The 20,592-nt window shown below is 45.6% G+C and carries 14 protein-coding genes; 13 read left to right on the forward strand and 1 reads right to left on the reverse strand.

The window, feature by feature from the left end; translation table 11 throughout:
- Positions 1 to 73 precede the first annotated feature (73 nt).
- The 7 genes from B2P60_RS07930 to B2P60_RS07960 all read left to right on the forward strand — a co-directional run bounded on the left by B2P60_RS07930 (position 74) and on the right by B2P60_RS07960 (position 10,329).
- Complete coding sequence (locus B2P60_RS07930; protein ID WP_265088178.1) at positions 74 to 1,714, forward strand: cardiolipin synthase; 1,641 nt, start codon at positions 74 to 76, stop codon at positions 1,712 to 1,714.
- Positions 1,715 to 1,818: 104 nt separating this feature from the next.
- On the forward strand, positions 1,819 to 3,267 hold the full coding sequence (locus tag B2P60_RS07935) for a tetratricopeptide repeat protein (RefSeq protein ID WP_286740458.1): 1,449 nt from the start codon (positions 1,819 to 1,821) through the stop codon (positions 3,265 to 3,267).
- 118 nt (positions 3,268 to 3,385) lie between these two features.
- Positions 3,386 to 5,026, forward strand: coding sequence for a 3-deoxy-D-manno-octulosonic acid transferase (locus B2P60_RS07940; RefSeq protein WP_286740459.1), 1,641 nt, complete (start codon positions 3,386 to 3,388; stop codon positions 5,024 to 5,026).
- Positions 5,023 to 5,775: a 16S rRNA (uracil(1498)-N(3))-methyltransferase gene (locus B2P60_RS07945; protein WP_286740461.1), complete on the forward strand. Its 753-nt coding sequence runs from the start codon at positions 5,023 to 5,025 to the stop codon at positions 5,773 to 5,775. The genes B2P60_RS07940 and B2P60_RS07945 overlap by 4 nt, the downstream gene beginning before the upstream one ends.
- 276 nt (positions 5,776 to 6,051) lie before the next feature.
- Entirely contained in the window at positions 6,052 to 7,176 is a 1,125-nt protein-coding gene (locus tag B2P60_RS07950) for an extracellular solute-binding protein (RefSeq protein WP_193006747.1), read from the forward strand.
- 85 nt (positions 7,177 to 7,261) lie between these two features.
- A complete protein-coding gene (locus tag B2P60_RS07955) occupies positions 7,262 to 8,938 on the forward strand; it encodes an ABC transporter permease (protein WP_286740465.1) in 1,677 nt (558 codons plus the stop codon).
- A gap of 50 nt (positions 8,939 to 8,988) precedes the next feature.
- Positions 8,989 to 10,329, forward strand: coding sequence for an ABC transporter ATP-binding protein (locus B2P60_RS07960; RefSeq protein WP_286740467.1), 1,341 nt, complete (start codon positions 8,989 to 8,991; stop codon positions 10,327 to 10,329).
- Between the two features lie 77 nt (positions 10,330 to 10,406).
- Here B2P60_RS07960 and B2P60_RS07965 read toward each other — a convergent pair whose 3' ends face one another.
- On the reverse strand, positions 10,407 to 11,297 hold the full coding sequence (locus B2P60_RS07965) for a methyltransferase domain-containing protein (RefSeq protein WP_286740470.1): 891 nt from the start codon (positions 11,295 to 11,297) through the stop codon (positions 10,407 to 10,409).
- Positions 11,298 to 11,611: 314 nt separating this feature from the next.
- Between B2P60_RS07965 and B2P60_RS07970 the strand changes: the two genes are divergently transcribed.
- From B2P60_RS07970 to B2P60_RS07995, 6 genes are all read left to right on the forward strand, one after another.
- A complete protein-coding gene (locus tag B2P60_RS07970; protein ID WP_286740472.1) occupies positions 11,612 to 13,366 on the forward strand; it encodes an alpha/beta hydrolase family protein in 1,755 nt (584 codons plus the stop codon).
- A 580-nt stretch (positions 13,367 to 13,946) separates the two neighbouring features.
- A complete protein-coding gene (gyrA, locus tag B2P60_RS07975) occupies positions 13,947 to 16,658 on the forward strand; it encodes a DNA gyrase subunit A (protein WP_286740474.1) in 2,712 nt (903 codons plus the stop codon).
- Positions 16,659 to 16,801: 143 nt separating this feature from the next.
- On the forward strand, positions 16,802 to 17,872 hold the full coding sequence (rarD, locus tag B2P60_RS07980) for an EamA family transporter RarD (RefSeq protein ID WP_193006754.1): 1,071 nt from the start codon (positions 16,802 to 16,804) through the stop codon (positions 17,870 to 17,872).
- Positions 17,873 to 18,079: 207 nt separating this feature from the next.
- Positions 18,080 to 19,387, forward strand: coding sequence for an RNA-guided endonuclease InsQ/TnpB family protein (locus B2P60_RS07985; protein ID WP_286740477.1), 1,308 nt, complete (start codon positions 18,080 to 18,082; stop codon positions 19,385 to 19,387).
- A gap of 196 nt (positions 19,388 to 19,583) precedes the next feature.
- Positions 19,584 to 20,252, forward strand: a complete 669-nt coding sequence (locus B2P60_RS07990; RefSeq protein WP_193004626.1) for a glutathione S-transferase — start codon at positions 19,584 to 19,586, stop codon at positions 20,250 to 20,252.
- Positions 20,253 to 20,322: 70 nt separating this feature from the next.
- The gene (locus B2P60_RS07995) at positions 20,323 to 20,571 is read left to right on the forward strand and encodes a hypothetical protein (protein WP_230709626.1); all 249 of its coding nucleotides are present in this window, start codon (positions 20,323 to 20,325) and stop codon (positions 20,569 to 20,571) included.
- The last annotated feature ends 21 nt before the right edge of the window (positions 20,572 to 20,592 follow it).

A 20,592-nucleotide genomic window follows, 5' to 3' on the forward strand; every position in this document is an offset into this window, starting at 1 on the left:
CCCACTTGAGCTTGGCGAAAGTGGGGGGGGGAGTGTGTCAATATACTGTATTATGCGTTAATTTTTATCTTGATTGCCGGAGGCTAGTATAGACACTTCTACTATTAAACACACTTTTACCACCTGGTCTTGGGGAGACTTTGCGGGCTTAGGTTTGGTATTGCATGTGGTGCTAATGATAGTAATGACACTACGGATTGTATCGGTGCAGCGCAATATCGGTGTATCGATTGCTTGGGTTGCTGTGCTCTATACATTGCCGCTGTTTGGTTTTATTGCTTATATCCTGTTGGGGGAGCCGATGATTGGGCGGCGCTATCGTGAGCGAGTGGATCAAGCTAGCCTACTGATGAACGATATGGCGCGCCGCGAGCATTTGGTGTTTGATCAGGGACAAGATTTGCTACCACTCAATTATCGCGGTGTCAGCCAAATCGGCACACGCTGGACAGGGCTTGGGGTATTTCCTGATCACAAGATGCAGTTACTCACTGAGTCTAATGCCATTTTTCAGAGTCTGATTGAGGATATAAACGCGGCGCAGCGTATTATCCTGATGGAGTTTTACATTGTATATCCCAAGGGACAGGTGCTAGAGGTGATAGAAGCGCTATCGGCAGCAGCAGAGCGGGGCGTAGAATGCCACGTACTGGCTGATAGTGTGGGGAGTTTTAGTTTTTTTAATAGTAGCGCTCATCGTACGTTAGAGCGAGCGGGTGTTTTTGTCCATCAGTCGCTGCCAGTGGGGCTATTTAAGACGCTGTTTAAGCGCTCAGATTTGCGCAATCATCGTAAGATGGTGATCATTGATGAACATATCGGGTATATCGGTAGTTTTAACTTGGTCGATCCGAGATTTTTTAAACAAAATAAAAACGTGGGACAGTGGATTGATGTAGCAATACGCACCACCAGTCGGCACTCGATCAGTATTACGATGGCCATGGCAAAGGTCATCGCAACGGATATCGGTGCTGAAAACAACGACAATCTACACGCCCTCAATCAGCGGGTAAACAGCTATACTCGTCGGCTATACGTGATGGACCCAACCATCAATGATTTAAACAGTCGGGTAAAAGTGTTAGGCGATCACGCTGACTATCACAAGCAGCCAGATATTGGCTCGACATCGATTATCATACCCAGAATGCCAGTCGTCGAAGGTGTGCTGGCGCAGCTGATACCTTCAGCACCACAAGTGACGGCCCATGTGATTTATAATACGTTGGTAACGGTGGTGCATCGTGCTAACAAACGCATTCGTATTACTACCCCGTATTTTGTACCCGACGAAGCATTGTCAGGCGCACTCGCAATAGCAGCCAAGCGCGGGGTTGAAGTGACGCTTATTGTGCCTGAAAAAGTCGATTCGTTTCTCGTGCAGCATGCATCACAAGCCTGCTATCAAGAATTGCTTGAGGCAGGTGTCACCATTGCTTTATTTAAGGGCGGGCTGCTGCATGCTAAAACGGTGGTTATCGATGATGACTATTGTCTGTTTGGTACCGTGAATATCGATCAGCGTAGCTTTTATCTTAATATGGAGGTCAGTTTGGCAATTTACACGCCAGCGATGGTCGCTCAAGTGGCTGACTGCCAAGAGGTGTATTTGCAAAACTGCCGGTATTTGGGCTTAGAAGAGTGGCGTCAGCGCCACGGGGCTGAGCGTTTGTTTGATAATGTGGTACGCTTATTTAGTCCTTTATTGTAGCGCCTCACACTTTAGGCTGCCTTAACTTATGTGTATGAGCTTATGACTCTGCTGGTTTCACTATTTTGATTATCAACTCGTTTACAGAAAGGATCCGGTTGTCTATGTCTGCATCGCCCGTAACGCCACTTGATTATATTGCAGCCGGTTATTGGCAAGACTTCTTAGCCAAGCGTCCGATTGCAGGCGGCATCGCTTATGAAGCTGAGCTTCGCGACTGTATGTTGGACGAGTCGCTGGCAAGCTTGCAGCGAGTGGACATGTTATTGTCACAGCTACGCCGTAACATGATTAAGGCGGATCAGTGGAATGAGCAGGCACTATTAGTCGATGAGCGCCATCGTAATTTTATGATGTTTTTAGCGTTTTATGCAGGGCGAGTATTGGCGAAGCAGTGGCAAAGTACGCCGCATTGGTATGGTCAATTTGAGCTACGCAAGCGCTATCCTGAGCTATCACTAGTAACCGATGATTTTTATCAACATATGGCCGTAAACTATCGTGATAACACGGACAATAGTGCCGTGGCATCACTATTTTTTGCTTTAGAGCCAATAGGGCTGCGTCTGTTTGGTCATATCGATCGGCAGTTTGCGGCAGTGCAAGGTGGTCAAGTGGCTAGCGGCTTATACCAAGCAGTCAGCGCAAAACTACCGAATGATAGGTTACTTAATAATAGGTTACCAAATAACAGTGATCACCAAGTGACTGAATCAGCCACTCATAGCGATATTCAGAATGCTAATCCCAGTACCGATGTCCATTTAAACACTAGTGAAGTGTCGATTGTTCAAAAAACATTCAATGACATAGCTGGCAAGGAGGTATCAGCGGCAAGTGATTTATCTGAAAATAATAAGCCTGAGCTGGCTAAAGCAGAGACATTATTAACCAATCATCCGTCAGAGCAGCTTGTCATAACAAAACCCGCACCAGCACCAAAAACCTCACCAACGCCAGAGATGTTCACACAGCTGCTTGTAGAGCTAGATGACATAGCAGTAGAGCAAAGTGCGGGTAATACTGAATATCAGCAAGCTAATAAGGTATTGGCACAGTTTGAGCGGCATATTGCCAAGCAAAATAAGCCTCGGGCGCAAGTTGTGTTTTCAGAGAAACATTTGGCAGCAAAAAAGCAGGCGCTGCTGGCACTCCAAGAAGCTGCTAATGCTGGTCATACCGCTGCGATGTTGCGTTTGGCCATGTATGAGCTACTTGGTGAGGGCTTAGCCGGTGATAAAGTAGCTGGTGCAGCGTCTGGGGTTGAGTGGGTTAAACAGGCAGCCAGCCAAGATGACAGCCATGCCCAGCGCCTACTAAGTAAGATGTATTACCAAGGACTAGGAGTCACCCAAGACATAGACAATGGTAAATATTGGCTCACGCAAGCCGCCAAAAATGGTCATGCTGAAGCCGCCGATTTGGTCGCACATTGGCAACAAGCGCAAGTGCTGATGACCACAAAAAAGCAAGAGCAGCATAGCATCAAACGCTATCAAATATTGCTTGGCGTAGTGGGCGTAATAGCATTGTTGATATTGATTTTTGTCTAAAATATTTTATGGTAAATCGCTTTTAAAAGCTTATTATTAAGCGCTAAATTCAGGTAGAATTGGCGCGTTTTTTACGGCTGTTTTTATTATCTGATCAATTACTAATCTAGGCTGCTTCATGCCATCTTCTCATACCTCCTCTGATTGTTCTGCAAAGTCATCCTCTGATCTTGCATCGTCGCCTAGCTGTGCTGTTTATACGCCGCCCCTTTATTATCAACTGATTATCGGCTTACTCGAGCCCTTGTATCGGCTGCAAGTATGGCGACGCTCACATCAGCGCGATAACTATCAACAAGAGGTTGAGCAGCGTTTTGGTAAACGGTATCCTGCACGGCCATTGGTTGATGCCACGCTTACTACTGAGTCGCAGGCGAATAAAGGCGTGATTTGGTGCCATGCGGTCTCATTGGGTGAGACCAACACAGTGGCCCCTTTGTTAGAGGCTTTGTTGGCAGAGGGGTATCAGATATGGCTGACCAACACCACACAGACAGGCTTTGCTCGCGGCGCCAGTCGTTTCGCTGATGAGATTACTCAAGGTCGCATGAGCCACAGCTACGTCCCTGTAGATAGCCCGGTCGTTATTGAGACTTTTTTGGCTCATGTCCAGCCCATGGCGGCTTTGTTTGTAGAAACAGAGCTGTGGGCAAATATCTTAACCAAACTGTCTGAGCATCATGTCCCTAGTATCCTAGTCAATGGTCGGCTGTCGGCGGCGTCTTTTAAAAGCTACCAAAAAATTGCAGCCGTCAGTACCAGTATGATGAAAAACCTGACGTTAATCATTGCACAAGACAATGAGTCTGCGAAACGCTTTCGGCAGTTGGGGGCGTATAGTGCGCAGATTCGGGTGGCAGGCTCGTTAAAGTGGGTGATTAATGCCCCTAAGCTTGCTGCCGGCGCCAGCGTCACAGAGGCGGCTGATATTCAAGGCGCGCATACGATGGTACAAACATCGTATCTAGCTCATCGTCAGGTCGAGTTAGCAGAAAAACTGGGTATAGTCGGTCGACCAATTTGGGTGGCGGCAAGCACGCATAGCGGCGAAGAAGCAGTGGCGCTGTCCTTGCATCAGCAGTTGTTGTCCAATTCAGCACTGGCCAACACGTTGTTAATCATCGTGCCAAGACATCCTGAACGGTTTGATGAAGTAGCAACACTCATTCAAAACACAACGTTAAAAATGGCGCGGCGTAGTAGAGAAGAGGCTGTTAGCATAGATACCCCCGTTTATTTGGCAGATAGTATGGGCGAGCTGATGACATGGTACGCACTGTCAGATGTGGCACTAGTGGGTGGCTCATTGGTTGATATCGGCGGGCACAATCCTGTTGAGCCTGCGAGCGTCGCAACGCCTGTGATAATGGGGCGCTATACTCAGTCGTGTCAAAGTGTGGTGGACAAACTGTCTGAGGTAGGGGCGCTATATCAACCGCAAAATCCTTGCTATCGTCCCGTTACGGTAGAAGAGGTGGCAACAAATGGCCCTACTGTTACTGCTACAGATGAGCAAGTAGCCACTCATAATAAGGCAAATATCAACCAAGCGCCCTCTGGCAAACAGTCTGCTGCTAACAATGACGACAAAACCCGTATTTATCAGCAGCTGGCGTTTTGGCTCAGTCACCTAGAACTGGCAAAACAGGCGGGATACGCAGGCGAGCAGATGACCAAACAACAGCAAGCGGTATTACCCCGTCAACTTGCCATGATTATCAGTGTCATCGAGCAACACTCACACGCAGAGACTTTATGAACTGTATATTACTACCAGCGGCAAACTTCTTGCACGATACGGCACACATTAACGCACTGCCACAAATTGATCACGTTAACAATGTATTGGCGGCAAAAGTTGGAGACACCCTTAAAATTGGTCAGCTCGGCGGTCATTTAGGGACGGCAGTTATTGATGACATGACCTCTGATCGTATCCAGTTGCGTGATGTCCAGCTCAGCATCGCACCGCCAGCTAAGCTAGATTTGACGGTGATACTAGCACTACCGCGTCCCAAAGTGCTGCGCCGCTTGATTATGGATATGACCGCGCTTGGCGTACGCGATATCATCCTGATAAATAGCTACCGTACGCAAAAAAGCTATTGGCAAAGCCCGATGCTTAAGCGCCTTGATGAGTTTGTATTAGAAGGGCTACAACAAGGCGTTGATACAATAGCGCCTCGTATTAGTCTACAAAAACGCTTTAAACCATTTGTCGAAGATGAATTGCCTCGGTTGGTGAGCAAAGGCGCTATCGTGGCGCACCCGTATACTTCCCAGTCATTGACACAGTACTTAAAAAAGCAGTATTTACAAAAACAGGACTTACAGAAGCCGCCAGCATTGGCCATGCCTAATCTGGTTTGTATTGGTGCTGAGGGTGGTTGGATTGATTACGAGATAGAATTACTTGCCGCCCAAGGCTGCGAGGCAGTACATGTAGGCCTGCGCATATTACGGACTGAAGCGGCCGTTAATGTTCTGTTGGGGCAGTGGCTACTATAAAGCAGTAACGTGTGCTTTCACTTAAATCAGCTATAAAAATAAGTAAACACGATGGGCGATAGATGTAGCCCTGTAAACGCGCAGATTAAGTCGCATCATAGACCAATTTCTGAATTAACAAATGTATTGATAGTTAATCTCATTTGCATTAGTATGTTGTTTCCATACATTATGGTCTTATCAGTCTGAACCATGCTTGATCGATACCGCGATTGGTAGCACAATTTTGTTTCACCATCCATCTCATCTTTTTATAGCGCCATTATGGGGAAAACCATGTCATTGAACACCCTCACCGCCACTTTAACCTCTAATAAGCTGACCTTACCTGTTGCCGTATTTGGCATGATGCTGGGTCTTACTGGCTGTAACAACTCATCTACGACAGAAGAGAGCGTAGATGCAGAAACGACGGCAGTTAGCACGGAAGAAGGCGTCGCTAACGATGGTGCTACCAGCACTGATGATCAAACGATTACTATCTATTCATCACGTAATGAGCAGTTAATTAAGCCACTGTTAGATCGTTATACTGAGCAGACAGGGGTGAAGGTTGAGCTGGTCACGGACAGCACTGGGCCATTGCTGGCGCGTTTAGAAGCGGAAGGGCAAAATACCCCAGCTGACATGCTTTTGACGGTTGATGCAGGTAACTTGTGGCAAGCTGCGCAGCAAGGCTTACTTCAGCCAGTGGCTTCAGACGTTTTAGCAGCAAATGTCCCTGCAAAATATCGTGACCCAAAAGGTCAGTGGACAGGCCTATCATTACGCGCCCGTACTATCTTTTATGACCCAAGTAAAGTTAGTGCCGATGAGCTATCGACTTACGCAGATTTGGCGGATCCAAAATGGAAAGGCAAGTTGTGTCTTCGTACCTCTAAAAAGGTTTATAATCAGTCGCTTGTGGCCAGCATGATAGAGCATTTGGGCGAAGAAAAAACAGAAGAAGTCATCCGTGGATGGGTGGATAACCTAGCGACTGATGTATTCAGCGATGATACCAGCATGCTAGAAGCCATTGCCGCTGGTCAGTGTGAAGTAGGTATTGCTAACAGTTACTATTATGGTCGTCTGTTGGATGAAAAACCAGACTTCCCAGTAGAGATATTCTGGGCAAATCAAGGCACGACAGGCACGCATGTCAATGTCTCAGGCGCTGGCGTGGTTGCTGGTTCAGACAATCCAGATGGGACGCTTAAATTAATCGAGTGGCTGTCATCGGATGAAGCGCAAGGCATTTATGCCAGCTCTGATAAAGAATTCCCAGTAAAAGAAGGGGTGGATGAATCAGAGATGCTCAGATCGTGGGGTCCGTTCAAAAAAGACGATATCAACGTGCAGAAGTTTGGCGAATTACAAACCCAAGCAATTCAAATGATGGACAAGGCGGGTTACAAATAGAGTAACAACAGACATGCCAATCTCAAATTTTTTGAGGTTGGTATTGATCTGTAAGGCATCTATGCATGTGACACGGTAACAATATATGATCACAACGCCAGACACGTCTGTAGGGCAAAACGACACAGGTAATGACAGGGTCAATGATAAAAAAGCTGTCAGCCAAGACCACGCCGTCCGTAAACGTATGATCTCGAAATCAGTCTTAGGACTGATTTCGCTGTTTATGCTTGTACCGATTTTGATCGTGTTGTTATCGTGGACGCAGCCAGTAGCCGATATATGGACGCACATGGCAGATTATGTACTGCCTCAAGTCCTTAAAAACACTGCTATCTTATTGTTGATGGTGACTATTATTTCTGGCACTATCGGCACCGCGCTTGCTTGGGTGACCAGCATGTACCGCTTCCCTGGGCAGCGGTTCTTTTCGTGGGCATTGATGTTGCCGTTGGCGTTTCCGGCCTATGTGTTGGCGTTTGTCACGGTCGGTATTGTGGATTTTAGCGGGCCGTTACAAACGGGCTTGCGGGATTTGGGCATCAATACGGCGATACCCTCGGTACGTAATGTCTGGGGCGCAGGTATGGTGTTGTCTCTGGCATTTTACCCCTATGTTTATTTGCTGGCGCGCCAAGCGTTTTTATCTCAAGGCAGGCGGGCGATAGAAGCGGGGCAGATGCTGGGACTTAGCCGTGGTCGCGTGTTCTTTCGGCTGGCACTGCCACAAGCGCTGCCGTGGATCATTGGTGGGTTGCTACTGGCCAGCATGGAAACCTTGGCAGATTTTGGCGCGGTTTCGGTGTTTAACGTCGATACCTTTACCACAGCTATTTATAAAGCGTGGTTTGGTTTTTTTAGTTTAACGACAGCAGCCCAGTTGGCGGCGCTGTTAATCGGTGTGGTCTTTATCGTGGTGTTGTTTGAGCAGTATTGGCAGGCCAAGCGTGGAAGCTCAGTCACACAAGGCAGCAGCCAACGTTTTGAAGCCAGTAAACCTGCTAAACTGGCCATGACGCTCTTGTGTACACTAGTATTTGCAATCGCCTTTTTAATACCGTTTTTGCAGCTGATTTATTGGACCGCATTGAATTTTCGGCAAGATTTTGATGCTCGTTACATTGATTTTGTGACCAATAGCCTTATGATTGCGAGTATGACCACGCTTTTTATTGCCTTTTTGGCGGTGATTATTGCGTGGATTAAGCGGCAGTACCCTGATAAATTAACCAAGCTGATGACCACTTTGGCCAATTTGGGCTATGTGGTACCAGGTACGGTTTTGGCGGTGGGCATCTTTATTCCCATCGCTTGGCTAGACAACCAAATGATTGCGTTTGGTGTTACCTCGCAGCAATTTCTGTCCGGTAGTGTGATTGTGATGCTACTGGCATTATCAACGCGCTTTATGACGGTGAGTTTTCAGCCCGTCGATCGGCAGTTACAGCGTTTGACAGTCAATCAAGAAGCTGCAGCCAATCTGCTGAGTGACAGCCCTTATCAGCGTTGGCGACAGGTGATGTTACCAGTGCTTAGCCCCGGCGTGCTGACGGCCTTACTGATGGGGTTTGTCGAGGTGATGAAAGAGATGCCGATTACCTTGATGACACGTCGCCAAGGCTGGGATACGCTGGCGGTGCGAGTGTTTGAGATGACCAGTGAAGGCATGTGGGGTCGTGCGGCCTTACCAAGCTTATTGATAGTGCTGGTTGGACTACTCCCTGTTTGGATATTATTGCGTCAAAGTGATAAGCAAGGATAAAAGCAGTTTTAAAGACAGCTCATTTTACTAATAGCTAACTGGTACCGTCTATGTACACCGATTCAATGAACGACTCATCAGACCCTAACGCCGTAAAAGCCAAGTCAATAAAGACTAAGGCAAGTTCTGAGCATGCAACAAAACCACCAGTAGCACAAGTTAAAACGCCTCAAACCCCGCCTAAAAAAATTCAGAAACCAGACAGCCCCTTTAGCCAAGCAGCTGAGTCAGATATCGCGAGTAACGCTTATTTTAGTGTGCAAGATCTAATCGTGGGCTATGACGATGTTACCATCGTTAATGGGCTGTCATTAATGCTACAACAAGGCGAGATTGGTTGTTTTCTGGGTTATAGCGGCTGTGGTAAAACCACGGCGCTACGAGCGATTGCAGGGTTAGAGCCAAGCCGCGGCGGCAGCATTTATTTAAATAGTCAATGCCTTACTGATAAAACCGCTCGCCACTCATTTGCCGTAGCCCCCGCCAAACGTGGTATGGGTATGGTGTTTCAGGACTATGCACTATTTGGTCATCTCAGCGTGGCAAAAAACATCGCCTTTGGACTGAATAAATGGTCTACCGCTGACAAAAAAGCCCGTGTGGCTGAAATGTTAAGCCTTGTCGAATTGACTGAACATGCGGACAAACGTCCAAATGAGCTCTCGGGTGGTCAACAGCAGCGGGTGGCCTTAGCACGCGCACTGGCACCAAAACCCAAGCTGCTCTTACTAGATGAACCCTTTTCTAACCTAGATGTGGTATTACGTGAGTCATTGGCAATGAGTGTCCGTGACATTCTCAAACGCACCAATACCACAGCGATTTTGGTGACTCATGACCAAAATGAAGCGTTTGCACTCGCCGATAAAGTGGGGGTAATGGATAAAGGCAAGCTGGTACAGTGGGCAACCCCAAGTGAGCTCTATCATGAGCCAGTCAGTCCTTTTGTGGCCGAGTTTGTGGGTGAAGGGGCGATGATAGACGGCATCATCAAAGAAGGCCATGTTGAGACGGCACTGGGCAATATTTATCGGCGCATGGAAGTGTGTGACGCATTAGGACAGCCGCAGTATTGTGAGTATGACTATCCAAACGGTACGCCAATCAAAGTGCTGGTACGTCCTGATGACATTATTCATGATGATGACAGTACACAGACGGCCCTAGTGATTGGGCGGGTATTTCGCGGTGCCAATTACTTGTATCGCTTACAACTCGATGATGGGCAGACCGTATTGTCATTAGTCGCCAGTCATCATAATCATGAGATTGGGTCACAGATTGGCATCTTACCGCTGCTAGAGCACGTCGTGGTGTTTGACGAAAAAGACATCAATGCCACGACTTGGTCAGAGTATGATAGATCAGAGAGAGTGGAAGAAATAAAGTAACGGTTGTTAAAGCGTGTAAAAAGCACACTAACAGAAATGTTATCAAACTTTGCCTGAGCTAGGGTGCGTTATCACGCTTAAGCGTGCCGAGCGGCTAGTATGTGCAAATAACGTCCGAGCCATTTGTACGGCTCTAATTGTGAATAGCGCAGCTCCATCCTTATCACGGCATCTGGGTCATTGTGGCCCCCGCGTTTTAGCGGTGCATAATCATGAAACACGCGCAGACCACTGGTACGCACAATGTGATAATGATGCGCGGCCAACCATGACTCTACCTCTTCTTTGGCAACGGGATAGTTGGGCGTCAGACTTTTTTTGTTGTCAGCCTTGTAGTCCGTATTGTCGAGTAAGTTAAAGTTACCCATGATGAGGTTGCGATAATCAAAGCTCGCCGGATTATAAAAGCATAAGGACAGCGCCCCATCATCTGTTAGGTGCTGGTCAAAAAAGTCCATGACCTTTGCTGGCTCCGCTAGCCATTCGAGCAAAGCATGCGACATGATCAAATCAAACTTATTTGTTTCTTTTGCTAACTTGTCTTGAAGCGCTTGATAGGGGCAAACATACCAGGTGATATCCAAATCTTTAAGATCCCAGTCTTTATCTATTTGTGCCACGCTCGCTTGCGCTTTTTCAAGCATATTGGCTGAAATATCATTGATCACCACGCTATGACCTTGCGTAGCAAGCTCAATCGCAATCTGTGCAAGCCCTGCACCCACATCTAAAATACGTAACGGTCGTCCAAGTTTTTGACGCATCTGTGTACTATATTCAAAAATATCACGGCGCAATACGGCCAAGCGAATGTCACCTTTTAAACCACCGTACACCTTTTTTTCAAAATGATCAGCAATGGTATCAAAGCTTCGATCAGTGCGTATGTCTTCTTGTTGAGTCGCTTGCTTTGATGACTCTATCAATTGGCTTTCATTTTTCTTTATATTTTCATGGCTCGTTTGCATAGGGAAACTGTCTGTACCAGAGTTGTATTTTGGAACATCGTACAACAAAGACAATAGCTAAGCTAGGACTGTTCAACGACTGGTAGTATTTTTCTATGAAGAATAAAGGGGTTACCAAGTACATGTTTTCCAGTGGCTTTTCATAATTTTTTACGGTATAAATAGTAAGGTTTCAGAAACAATTGTTCTTGAGTAGGCTTCAATGATAAGTGTTCAAGAATAGTTATTGATTAAAAGGGTCTATCAAACTGAAATGACTGACTGCCAAGGACTCGCAGCAAACATATGACTTTTTACTGCTAAGGATAGCAATTATGATAAAACTAAAACCTGCCACCGGTACAAGCGCCAAACCTGCTGGTAACACTCGCTTCTCAGCCTCTACTATTACTCGCCCACCAACTATTCGCCCACCAACCATGTCACGTTGTCTATTATCGGTAGCCATTGCCAGTAGTTTACTGCTGGTTGGTTGCGGGGATGATGACAATGAAAGGGTTACTGGCTATAGTACGACAGTTGAGTCAATCAACTCACTGAGCACCAGTGAAATTGACAGTTTTGGCGCTAGCATCGGCGCACCAGCGGCCGACTGCGGTGTTGCTGTTGAAAAAGTCAGCTATGCTACTAAAGGTGCTGGAGGGGAGAATACCAATGCCACGGCTGCTCTCATGCTGCCAACTGGTGACGTTGAAGAATGTCAGGGCGACCGTCCTATACTATTGTACGCACATGGTACGACGCTGGATAAATCCTATGACCTCACCCAAATCGGTACTTCTGACAATTCAGCCAATTCTGAGGCAAGCTTGATCGCCGCGAATTTTGCTGCTCAAGGTTATATTGTGGTTGCGCCAAATTATGCTGGTTATGATGACTCTGATCTTGACTATCATCCATATCTTATAGAGGAGCAGCAATCCACTGACATGGCTGATGCATTAGATAGCGCCCGCGAAATAATTGCCAGACAGCAGCGTGCTAATGACAGCGATTACACTAACATTGATGACTCAGGTACGTTGTTTATTAGCGGCTACTCACAAGGCGGTCATGTTGCTATGGCAACTGCACGTAAGTTACAGCAAGAGGGCAAGTCAATAACAGCAATCGCGCCTTCATCAGGCCCTTATGCATTGGCTGCATTTGGAGATTTTATATTTAGAGGCAATGTCAATATTGGTGCGACTCGCTTTGCGCCGTTACTAGCTATAGGGTTAGATAAAAAGTACACAGATATCTATGACAATAGATCAGAGATCTTTACGAGTAACTATGCCAATACTCAATTACCAAGTTTGCTTAGCTTTGATGACTTAGTAGATGAAAATAAATTACCTGAATTTGCACTTTTCGAGCGAACGCCTGATGATCCTACGTTAGTCGCTCTGCCACCGTCTACATTGCAATTTGCAGCATTAGGGTTTGATGAGACTAAATATCTTATCAATACTGATTTTCGAGCAGCATTTATAGAGGATTCTTTAGCTAATCCTGACGGTCTAATACCAAACGTTGTAAACGGAGGTAAGACTGCAGCTAATCCACAAAATGCTTTGCGTAAAGCTTTGAAAGATAATGATTTGCGTGACTATAGACCAAATATGCCTACTTTGTTATGTGGTGGCAACCAAGACCCCACTGTGTTTTACGACCTAAATACAGGGGCTGTGAATGGATTATTAAAGGCAGCAAGTATTCTTGATCCAAGCGCAAAGAACATTAATGTGACAGTACTTGATGTTGATGCTACCAATGAAAACAAAAGACCAAATCAACCACCATTAGTTATGATAGGCCAAGCATCGATGAACACATGGAACATACAAGCTGTTGCTGATAGTGTTCAGAGTAAATTTGCTGTAAAGGCACAGTCAGTTCAGACTACTGCATACACTAAAGCGTATACAAAAGCACTTCAAGATGGCAAAAACCAAACTGAAGCTATTGAAGTTGCAACACGTGCAGCTGGGGCAGCATTTTTGGGCGATTATCATGGCAGTTTAGTCGCTAATGCCTGTACGCAAGCCACTCGTGAGTTCTTTGACCAAGAATTCAAAGCAACTTAGTATGACTTAAGTTTGAGTGTCAACATTGCTTTGATGGCAGAAGACTGTGTCCAATGGATGCAGTTTTTTTAATGTAGGTAGTTCAATACTTAATAAGAGAGAAAGTATGAAATCGATGCTACTGTCACTACTCGCGGTTGCCTTTATTACCTTGCCTATCAGTCAAGTACAGGCAAAAAATACCCCTTGCTCGGGCAAGATGGGCGGGATATCGTAATGCTCAAAAGATGGTAAGTTTGTTTGTAAAAACGGCAAAATCAGTCAATCAAAAAAAACTTGCTATTAGGATTGTTTTAGCCCGTGTTGATCATTCAAAATATCACTGGAAATGAACCGTGTGGCTTGTTTTTATTGATAGTCAGATACCCCTAAATCAGCAATTTTGTGCTAAAATAGCTTCTTTTATTAAACATTAAAACTATCGCCATTTTCCTATTGTTTTGCACGCTTAGCAGTGTTTTTTTGTGGTCTATATTTTGATAGGAGCTGCGTATTGATGCAGCTGTATTTTTGTGTAGCTCATGAGTGTCTCAAGTAAAAGTGTCAGCATTAGTAAAAGAATGTGAGTGAAGGAGTGTATATGAGCGAATCGGTCAGTCCTATTGGCATCGTAGATGAATTAAAGCAATCCTATCTGGATTATGCGATGAGCGTGATTGTCTCGCGTGCGCTGCCTGATGTGCGTGATGGGTTCAAGCCTGTACACCGCCGTGTGATGTACGCCATGCACGTGTTATCTAATGACTATAATAAGCCGTATAAGAAGTCAGCTCGTGTGGTCGGTGATGTCATCGGTAAGTATCACCCGCATGGCGATAGTGCGGTCTATGATGCAATCGTGCGGATGGCACAGGATTTTAGCTTGCGTTATCCGATGGTTGATGGTCAAGGTAACTTTGGTTCGATTGATGATGATCCACCGGCGGCGATGCGTTATACTGAAGTACGTATGACCAAGCTGACCCATCAGATGCTCGCTGATTTGGACAAAGACACGGTCGATTGGGAAGACAACTACGATGGTTCTGAGCGCATGCCAAGCGTGATGCCGGCGCGTATTCCGAACTTATTGGTCAATGGTGCCACTGGTATTGCAGTCGGTATGGCCACCAATATGGCGCCGCATAATCTGACTGAAGTGATCAATGCTTGTTTGGCCTATGCAGAGAACCCGCAGGTTTCGGCTGAAGAGCTGATGTCACACATCTCAGGCCCTGATTTCCCCACAGGCGGTATTATCTATGGTCGTGCGGGTATTTTAGACGCCTATCGCACGGGTAAAGGTCGCTTGCATATCCGTGGTCGCTATCATATCGAGCCCATGAGTGATACCGGTGTCAACCGTGATCGCGAGCGTATTGTATTCACTGAAGTCCCTTATCAAGCCAATAAAGCGAAGCTCATCGAGCGTATTGCTGAGCTTGTGCGTGATAAAAAAATCGAAGGCATCACCGAGATTCGTGATGAGTCTGATAAAGACGGCATGCGTATCGCTATTGACTTGCGTCGCGGCGAAACAGCCGAAGTAATTGTCAATAACTTGTTCCTACAAACACCGCTTGAGTCTAGCTTTAGTATTAATATGGTGGCGCTCGATAATGGTCAGCCAAAGCTATTGACCTTGCGCCAGCTCATCGCTGCATTTGTCCGCCATCGTCAAGAAGTCGTGACGCGCCGTACGATTTATGAGTTAAACAAAGCCCGCGTACGTGGTCACCTGCTCGAAGGTTTGACCGTCGCATTAGCGAATATTGATGATATTATTGCGACGATTAAAGCGTCTGCAAACCGCGGCTTGGCACGTGAAAGCCTGCTGAACAACACTTGGGGCTCAGGTAGCGTCGTTGCGATGCTCACGGCCGCTGGTAGCCAATCCGTGCGTCCTGACTTTATCGAAGGCGAGGACCCTAAAGCACCGTTCGGCTTAATAGAAGGCGAAGAGCGCTATCGTTTGTCACTTGAGCAGGTCAATGCCATCTTAGATATGCAATTGCATCGTTTGACAGGCCTTGAGCAAGATAAATTAACTGAAGAATATCAGGATTTGCTACGTGAAATCGCTCATTTAGAGTCTATCTTAGGCGATTTTGATAAGCTAATGACCATTATCTCTAATGAGATGATTGAGATTCGTGATAACTTCGGTGATGAGCGTCGTACAGATATTATCGATTCACGTACTGATTTTAACCGTGAAGACTTGATTCCTGAGCAAACCGTGGTCATGACCGTGTCGCGTACTGGCTATGCTAAAACCCAGCCGATCGATGATTATGTTGCGCAAAAACGTGGCGGCAAAGGCAAGTCAGCAACCGCAATGAAAGAAGATGATGTGATTGATCATTTGGTAGTCACATCAACGCATGCGACAGTGCTGTGCTTCACGGATAGTGGCCGCGTCTTTAGTTTACGTGGTTTTGAAGTACCGATTGCCAGTCGCGGCGCTCGTGGTCGTCCATTGGTCAACTTAATTGGCTTGAATGGTGATGAAACGGTCACCACGATACTGCCCATTCCGCAAATGTCTGATGAAGTCAGCGGTCACTTTGTGTTTTTTGCGACAGCCAATGGGACGGTCAAGCGTGTTGAGCTTGAGCAATTCGCAAGTATTCGCTCTAACGGCCTGATAGCTGTTGGTCTAGAAGATGGCGATAAACTGGTGAGCGCTCGTATCACCAACGGCAGTCAAGAGGTCATGTTGTTTGCCTCAAGCGGTAAAGCCATTCGTTTTGATGAAAATGATGCGCGCTCTATGGGTCGTACAGCAAAAGGCGTACGTGGTATGCGCTTGGCTGATGATGAGTTTATCAAGTCATTGGTGGTTATCGAAGATGATGTGCGCGAAATCTTGATCGCGTGTGAAAACGGCTTTGGTAAACGTACCTATATCGATGAATTCAATACCCAAAATCGCGGTGGTGGCGGCGTTATCGCTATTAAGACCAGTCAGCGTAATGGAGCCTTAGTCCGCGCTACTAAAGTTGAGCCTGAAGACGACATTATCTTAATCTCAGATAAAGGCACACTAGTGCGTACACCAGTTGAGCATGTTGCTAGCTCTGGGCGTAACACACAGGGTGTCACCCTAATCCGTCTATCAAAAGATGAAAAATTGGTCGCTATGGCACGTGTGGAGCACGAAGAAAATGACGATGAACTCATCGAAGCCATGAAGGAAGACGGTACATTTGATGTGGAAGGGCAAGAGCAGGTAGAAGTTAATACGGCGGCTGGCTCCACAGCGACGACGGATGTTAACGACTCGATCGATATTGCCAATAACAATGAATGAGATTATAACGACTCACTGTCTCAGTAATTAACTGGTCAGTCTCGTTTTACTGTTCTAGAAAAAGCCTCTGACGTTAGCGTCGGAGGCTTTTGTTTTTTTCTAAAATTGCCAAAAAAGTGCACCAATTTTTAAAGGTCGTTGTTATGCTTACTACCAATCAGACGTCGCAAGGCACCATCGCTGCGGTGGCTGCCAATTTTTTATACTCATTGCTGTTTTTATTCGGGTTGCTGATGCAGCCGTTATCAGGTACGCAAGTCGCTTCGTGGCGCGTATTGATGATGCTGTTTAGTTTGGTGTTACTGGTCAGTGTATTAAAGCAATGGCAGCATATTTTTGACTATTTAAGAACACTGAAAACACCTAAAGAATGGGTGTTATTTATATTACCCACGCCTATATTGGGTGCGCAAATTTGGATATTTATGTGGGCGCCAGTCAATGATTTGGGTCTCGAGGTGACGTTGGGTTACTTTTTATACCCCATGATTATGATTATGGTTGGCCGGTTTTTTTATAATGAAAACATGAGTCTGCTGCAGTGGATTGCCACGATATGTGCGGGCATCGGTATCGTATATGATGTCGTGCAATATGGCGCAATATCATGGGCGACCTTATTTGTTTGCTTGGGTTATCCGCCTTATTATCTGTTACGCCGAAAGTTAGCAGTGCCACCAATCACAGGACTTATCTCTGATCTTGTATTATTGACCCCTGTGGTCTTGATTGCGTTGTACATGAACGGCGGTTTTGAGTTGGCGATAGCCACTGATAAGTTTTGGTATCTGCTGCCTCTATTAGGTATTATCAGTACCGCTGCGATGTCACTGACCATGGTGGCCAGCCAAAAACTGCCCGTCTCACTATTTGGGACCTTATGTTACCTTGAGCCGATATTTTTGTTTTTGTTTTCAGTCACTATTTTGCATCAAGGTATCGATGAGGGTGGCTCTTTATTTATGTACGGCATGATTTTTATCGCGTTGCTGATGATGATTACTGATAGTGCGCTAGGGTACTGGGCCCGTAAGCGTGATGACCGCTTGCATGGATACAACGAACCACAAGTGGGGAGCTTTCCACCGCGTCGTCGTCTGAAAAATCGTCGTATCAAAGGCGTGCTAACGGCGCATCGATTTCGTAAAATTAGAAAATATCAGCAAAAAATAGATAAGATGACACGTAAAATTGAAGTGCTACACTCAAAGTAAGGTTGGCGAGCGTGAAGAGCTAAGTTTGACTTGTTAGACATTGTTTTTTGTTATTGATCTATCAAAACCGCGAAAGAGGACTCCACCCGATATTAGGGTGGAGGTGAATTTCGCTTAGTGTTTATTATATAGTCATAAAAACTATATACTGAAATAAGCTATAATAAATTTTAGAAATTATTTTAAAAAACACAGTGAATCGGCACTATGAAAATCAACAAAGCGTACAAATTTAGGCTTGAGCCTAATGCAGAGCAGGAGATTATCTTAAATAATCTTGTCGGCTCAGCACGTTTTGTTTGGAATCAAATGCTGGCAATATCGTTTGAGATATTTGCTAAAAATGAGTTTATCAATGCCACCAACTTGGTTAATAAAATCATTGGCTTAAAGAACAACCCTGATTTTGCCTTTTTAAAAACTCATGCCAATGCCGTGTCCTTACAACAAAAGGTACGTGACTTAGCAGCAGCTTGGTCACGATTCTTTGACCCCAAAGTACACGCCAGACTCAAAGAAAATAAAAACAAACCTCGTAAACCCAAGTTCTTTAAACTGGCTGATGGCACGGAGATCCAGCATCGACCTCTAATGCCACAATTTAAGCGCAAAGCAGATGGCTGTGACTCCATTCGCTTGGTTCAGTTTGATAAGTACTGCCGTATTGAGGGCAACCGAGTCAAACTACCTAATGGTATTGGCTTGGTGAAATTCAGAAAATCACAAGACATCATCGGCACGATTAAAAACGTCACCATCAGCAAAAAATCAGGTCACTGGTACGTGTCGTTTGGCACAGAGCGCGAACTGACTGAGAATCCTCGTCACCCCTCTAAAAGCGCCATTGGCTTGGACATGGGTATCACAAAACTACTCACCACCTCAAACGGTGAAACCATTAAACCCAAAAACAGCTTTAAAGCCAACCAGCTCAAACTGGCCAAATTACAGCGCCAATTAAGCAGAAAGGTTCTGTTTAGCCAAAACTGGAAAAAGCAAAAGCATAAGATTCAAAAATTACACCACCATATCGCCAATATTCGTCATGACTACTTGCATAAAATCACCACCAGCATCAGCAAAAACCACGCCATGATTGCTTGTGAGGATTTAAAAGTCGCTAATATGTCGACATCAGCCAGCGGTACAACCGCTCAGAAAGGGCGTAATGTCAAAGCCAAGTCAGGATTAAACAGAGCTATCTTAGATCAAGGCTGGGGCATAATGATTGATATGCTTGAGTACAAGCAGCAATGGCAAGGCGGCTTACTTATCAAAGTAAACCCACGCTACACCAGCCAAACCTGCTCTCAATGCCAGCATATCGCCAAGGAAAACAGACAAACTCAGTCCAAATTCGAGTGCGTCAAATGTGGTCATAAAGCCAACGCTGATATTAATGCAGCTCGTAATATTTTATCGGCAGGACATGCCGTTTTGTCTGCGGAGGGAGGATGCAGTAAAGGTCGCCCAATGAAACAGAAAACAAGTGACCCTCGTAAGAAGGTCGCCTAAAGGCTAACGCTTTTAGAATCCCCCACTTGAGCGCAGCGAAAGTGGTGGGAGTATGTCAAACAGTCTCGTATTAAAGGTGGGGCAATTACGCTATTATCAATATGAATGCTGTCACGCTTGGTTGCATGCGTGGCCCTATCTATAATGCATAATGCATAGAATATTGTCGCTTATTCACTCTAAACTAGGATGGTTTATGTTAAATCTGCATCATTTAAACAATTCGCGCTCGTTTCGTATTTTATGGTTACTAGAAGAGCTGGAGCTGGACTATCAACTGACCAGTTACCAGCGTACGAAAGCCTACCTTGCTCCTGAAAGCCTCAAGAAAGTTCATCCGCTTGGACACACGCCTGTACTCGAAGTCGATGATCGCGCCTTGGCTGAGTCAGGTTTTATCATTGAGTACCTGCTGAGACACTATGATACCGAGCATCAGTTTAAGCCCTCTGATGACAATGAAGCGGCGTGGGAAGCCTATACGTTTTGGTTGCATTTTGCTGAAGCCTCGGCCATGCCGCCACTGGTCATGCGTTTGGTGTTTAGTAAAGTGGTTGAAAGATCACCCCTGCTTATCAAACCGATTAGCAAAGGCATTCGTAAACAAGTTGAAGATGGAATGATTAATAACAACATCACGAATAACCTAAAACTCATGGAGCAGCAGCTACAAGACAATCATTGGTTTGCAGGTGAAGCGTTTAGTGCGGCGGACATACAAATGTATATCGTGGTAGCAGCTTCTAATGCACGAGCAGGAATGGACAAAGTTAGATATGCCAATTTATTAAACTGGCTCAAGCGTTGTCAAGAACGTCCAGCCTTTAAGCGTGCTGAAGAAAAAGGCGGGACGCCGCAATTTTAAAGATATAATATGCTATGGTGAGCGTTTTTAATTCACATCTAACACAGTAGCGTATAAATAAGGTAGTGTCATGAGCGACCAAAACAAATTGGCCAAGAATATAACGTCTGACAATGAGAGCAATATTCCTGAGCAAATGATCCATGCGCAGCAGGTCTCCATTAAATCGTGGACACAAAAGATATTGGTGGTATTGCTATGTATGGCCAGCTTTTATGGGGGCTGGAAGTCGTACGAGTCCAATATGGTCAATGAGTGTACTGCCAATGGTGGTCAAATGGTTGACGGCCAAAAAACCATGATGTGCCAATTGTCATAGCCGGTGAATGTTATCAATAAG

Origin of the sequence: Psychrobacter sp. UBA3068, assembly GCF_002366815.1 — a bacterium.
GTDB lineage: Bacteria > Pseudomonadota > Gammaproteobacteria > Pseudomonadales > Moraxellaceae > Psychrobacter > Psychrobacter namhaensis.

Bases quoted from the DNA above. Each gene is read 5' to 3' on its own strand.
- B2P60_RS07935 (WP_286740458.1), top strand. From the start codon at position 1,819: ATGTCTGCATCGCCCGTAACGCCACTTGATTATATTGCAGCCGGTTAT.
- B2P60_RS07950 (WP_193006747.1), top strand. From the start codon at position 6,052: ATGTCATTGAACACCCTCACCGCCACTTTAACCTCTAATAAGCTGACC.
- B2P60_RS07990 (WP_193004626.1), top strand. From the start codon at position 19,584: ATGTTAAATCTGCATCATTTAAACAATTCGCGCTCGTTTCGTATTTTA.
- B2P60_RS07945 (WP_286740461.1), top strand. From the start codon at position 5,023: ATGAACTGTATATTACTACCAGCGGCAAACTTCTTGCACGATACGGCA.
- B2P60_RS07940 (WP_286740459.1), top strand. From the start codon at position 3,386: ATGCCATCTTCTCATACCTCCTCTGATTGTTCTGCAAAGTCATCCTCT.
- B2P60_RS07965 (WP_286740470.1), bottom strand. From the start codon at position 11,297: ATGCAAACGAGCCATGAAAATATAAAGAAAAATGAAAGCCAATTGATA.
- B2P60_RS07985 (WP_286740477.1), top strand. From the start codon at position 18,080: ATGAAAATCAACAAAGCGTACAAATTTAGGCTTGAGCCTAATGCAGAG.
- B2P60_RS07995 (WP_230709626.1), top strand. From the start codon at position 20,323: ATGAGCGACCAAAACAAATTGGCCAAGAATATAACGTCTGACAATGAG.
- rarD (WP_193006754.1), top strand. From the start codon at position 16,802: ATGCTTACTACCAATCAGACGTCGCAAGGCACCATCGCTGCGGTGGCT.
- gyrA (WP_286740474.1), top strand. From the start codon at position 13,947: ATGAGCGAATCGGTCAGTCCTATTGGCATCGTAGATGAATTAAAGCAA.
- B2P60_RS07955 (WP_286740465.1), top strand. From the start codon at position 7,262: ATGATCACAACGCCAGACACGTCTGTAGGGCAAAACGACACAGGTAAT.
- B2P60_RS07960 (WP_286740467.1), top strand. From the start codon at position 8,989: ATGTACACCGATTCAATGAACGACTCATCAGACCCTAACGCCGTAAAA.
- B2P60_RS07970 (WP_286740472.1), top strand. From the start codon at position 11,612: ATGATAAAACTAAAACCTGCCACCGGTACAAGCGCCAAACCTGCTGGT.